Raw genomic sequence first — 2,371 nt, forward strand, 5'->3', positions numbered from 1 at the left:
CAGAGCTTCCGGATCTCGGCAAGGCTGCCAATATGATCAAAATGTGTATGGGTTAAAATTATTAACCGTATCTGGGTAGGCGAAATATCATGAGCATTCAGACATTCCATAAATCTGTCTGCCTGGTGTCTATTACCAGCATCCACCAGGAGGTATCCATCCTCAGCTTTGATAAGATATGAGTTGGACGTCCCCAGTGGGATCCGTATAAATTTATTCATACATTCATTTCAATAGCCTCTCTTAATCCTTATGTTTTTCCAGCTTGTGCTTTTTAAGGGGCAGGCTTTTTGACAAATTCATACTGAATATCGTTGATCTTAAATTTCGCATAGCTGAAATTCCCTTCATCCAGATCCCATACTGCTTCGATTTCGGTAGGGATCATGAAACCATTATACTCTTGATAGTCCCTGTAATATCCATTAAATGGATCATTGACCTGTCTATCATCAACAGTCCTGAATCTGTCGTGTGTTAGAAAACGGGTTATCTGTCCTTTTTCGTTAAAATAGAAGATCCCTGAAACATGTAAACCATGATCTTCAACTATGACCCGTGCAGAATCCGAATCGATCTCCTCCCACCTGAGATCCTTACCTGGCAAAAGAGCAGTAGGGAAAAATGGGGCTTCTCCAAGCCACCTTACCAGGTCTGACTGGGATAATTCCCTGCCCTGTTCATCTGCGATCTTTATTGTGGATTGCAGTTTGATGAGCATGTTCCCAGTGCCATTATGATATTTATCCCTGGCTTTGACCCAGACCAGTGGATTCATATTTACTTTTCCGTACCAGATAAAGCCTGGAACATCTGCCGTAAAACATTCTTTGCCTTCCACGGGGTACCAATCCCGACCAACATCCATTCTGAAAGATCCTGAATGTTCCATTCTGGCAAATCGTATGTATGCCTGTCCTTCTTTGATAGAGTATTTGAAATAGCGTTGAACAGGTTCGGGCAATCCTTCATAATCATCATAAGTAAATGTCTGACCCTGTGTCCCGGGAATTTCATCTTTAAGAATGTTCATTTCTTTTTCTACACGGTTATTGAATGAAATATCACTGATGGTAATGAGAAGAATAATAAATACGACCAGGACTGCTAAACCTATGAGTGCTAATTTGATGACTGACATCATACCCAACCTAAAATAATTATGCTATTCTATTACTAATATTTTTTCGAATCGACCTGGCCCTGCCGCCTGGCATTATCGTGGGTCGGGTAAGGTCCTTATAGACACCCCCTGGAATTTGGTTTTTCGCTGACAGGATTCGGGCACTATCCATCGTTTAACGAGATTGCATGAAATGGGATGGTCAAAAAGTTCCGTATTGAAACATAAATCAGGTCTTTGAAAAATCTAAATAAGAAGCTCAGACATTTGGATGAATTCTATGAAGTTGTAAGATAACGCTAACACAAAAACAATCCCGGGAAAACAAAAGTTAATTATAAAATAAATAGCAATCAACTAATCATGGGCAATAAACCTCTGAGGCGCAACGACCTCGACTGGATAAGGATCCTTGCTACTTTTGTTGTCATCATCTTTCACACAATGAGGATGTTCGACCCAGATGACTGGGAGGTGAATGATCATATTCATGGTTCTGGCAGGCGCTTTTTTGTTCAAAGACAATTTTCATAATTTAAATGACAACTGTTATTAATAATAATAATAGATTTCAACTGTTTATTAATCTAAGGAGCAGCTAAATGAATATCCTCTTTTCCGAGCATGCTATTTTTGAAATGAACAGGCGTAAAATCAGACGAGAAGATATTGAAAATCTTGTGAAAAATCCACAACAAAAATTGGCAGGTAAAAAAAATCGAATCATTATCCAAGGAAGGTATCTTGATAAAGATCAAAATAATGAAATGCTACTTAGGATTATCGGCGAGGAATTTGAAGGTAGCTTTTATGTCATAACAACCTATAAAACATCTAAGATTGATAAATATTGGAAAGGAGAAAATTATGAAAGTAGTATATGATCCCGAAACAGATACTCTTACTTTAATTCTCAGGGATATGCCAATTGCAGAAAGCGATGAGATAAAAGAAGGTCTGATAATTGATTATAGTGAAGATAATAAGATTGTATCGATCGAAATGCTTGATGCATCTGAAAACGTAGCCGAACCTCAAGCTTTTTCCTATGAGATTAAAGGTCGAAAAGCTACTGCATGATTTATTTTTAATTTTCAAAATGGCGTTCGTAATATTGAATGATACAACCCCCACCCCTTCCTCTGCTCTTCTGTCGCCCCTTTTCGCCTTCACTATTCCCGGTGTGCCCGTCCCGATCTCTGCTCCGGCCGTCCTTGTGGGGTAGGGGCTGGCAGGCGCTTTTCGATT

At 39.2% G+C, this 2,371-nt stretch carries 5 protein-coding genes; 3 read left to right on the forward strand and 2 right to left on the reverse strand.

The genetic code is table 11. From position 1 onward, the window contains the following. Both IBX40_12740 and IBX40_12745 read right to left on the reverse strand, forming a co-directional pair. The coding region (locus IBX40_12740) for an MBL fold metallo-hydrolase (GenBank protein MBE0525177.1) at positions 1 to 221 on the reverse strand (221 nt) is incomplete at its 3' end. 53 nt (positions 222 to 274) lie between these two features. Beyond that, entirely contained in the window at positions 275 to 1,144 is an 870-nt protein-coding gene (locus tag IBX40_12745; GenBank protein MBE0525178.1) for a hypothetical protein, read from the reverse strand. A 342-nt stretch (positions 1,145 to 1,486) separates the two neighbouring features. Here IBX40_12745 and IBX40_12750 point away from each other — a divergent pair, with 342 nt between their 5' ends. The 3 genes from IBX40_12750 (at position 1,487) to IBX40_12760 (ending at position 2,203) form a co-directional block, all read left to right on the forward strand. Continuing rightward, positions 1,487 to 1,657, forward strand: coding sequence for a hypothetical protein (locus IBX40_12750; protein ID MBE0525179.1), 171 nt, complete (start codon positions 1,487 to 1,489; stop codon positions 1,655 to 1,657). 68 nt (positions 1,658 to 1,725) lie between these two features. After that, positions 1,726 to 2,007, forward strand: a complete 282-nt coding sequence (locus IBX40_12755; protein ID MBE0525180.1) for a DUF4258 domain-containing protein — start codon at positions 1,726 to 1,728, stop codon at positions 2,005 to 2,007. Next, on the forward strand, positions 1,991 to 2,203 hold the full coding sequence (locus IBX40_12760) for a DUF2283 domain-containing protein (protein ID MBE0525181.1): 213 nt from the start codon (positions 1,991 to 1,993) through the stop codon (positions 2,201 to 2,203). The genes IBX40_12755 and IBX40_12760 overlap by 17 nt, the downstream gene beginning before the upstream one ends. The last annotated feature ends 168 nt before the right edge of the window (positions 2,204 to 2,371 follow it).

It is taken from the genome of Methanosarcinales archaeon (genome assembly GCA_014859725.1).
GTDB lineage: Archaea > Halobacteriota > Methanosarcinia > Methanosarcinales > Methanocomedenaceae > Kmv04.

Excerpts from the sequence above, each read along its gene's own strand:
- IBX40_12745 (MBE0525178.1), bottom strand. The coding sequence starts at position 1,144 with ATGATGTCAGTCATCAAATTAGCACTCATAGGTTTAGCAGTCCTGGTC.
- IBX40_12750 (MBE0525179.1), top strand. The coding sequence starts at position 1,487 with ATGGGCAATAAACCTCTGAGGCGCAACGACCTCGACTGGATAAGGATC.
- IBX40_12755 (MBE0525180.1), top strand. The coding sequence starts at position 1,726 with ATGAATATCCTCTTTTCCGAGCATGCTATTTTTGAAATGAACAGGCGT.
- IBX40_12760 (MBE0525181.1), top strand. The coding sequence starts at position 1,991 with ATGAAAGTAGTATATGATCCCGAAACAGATACTCTTACTTTAATTCTC.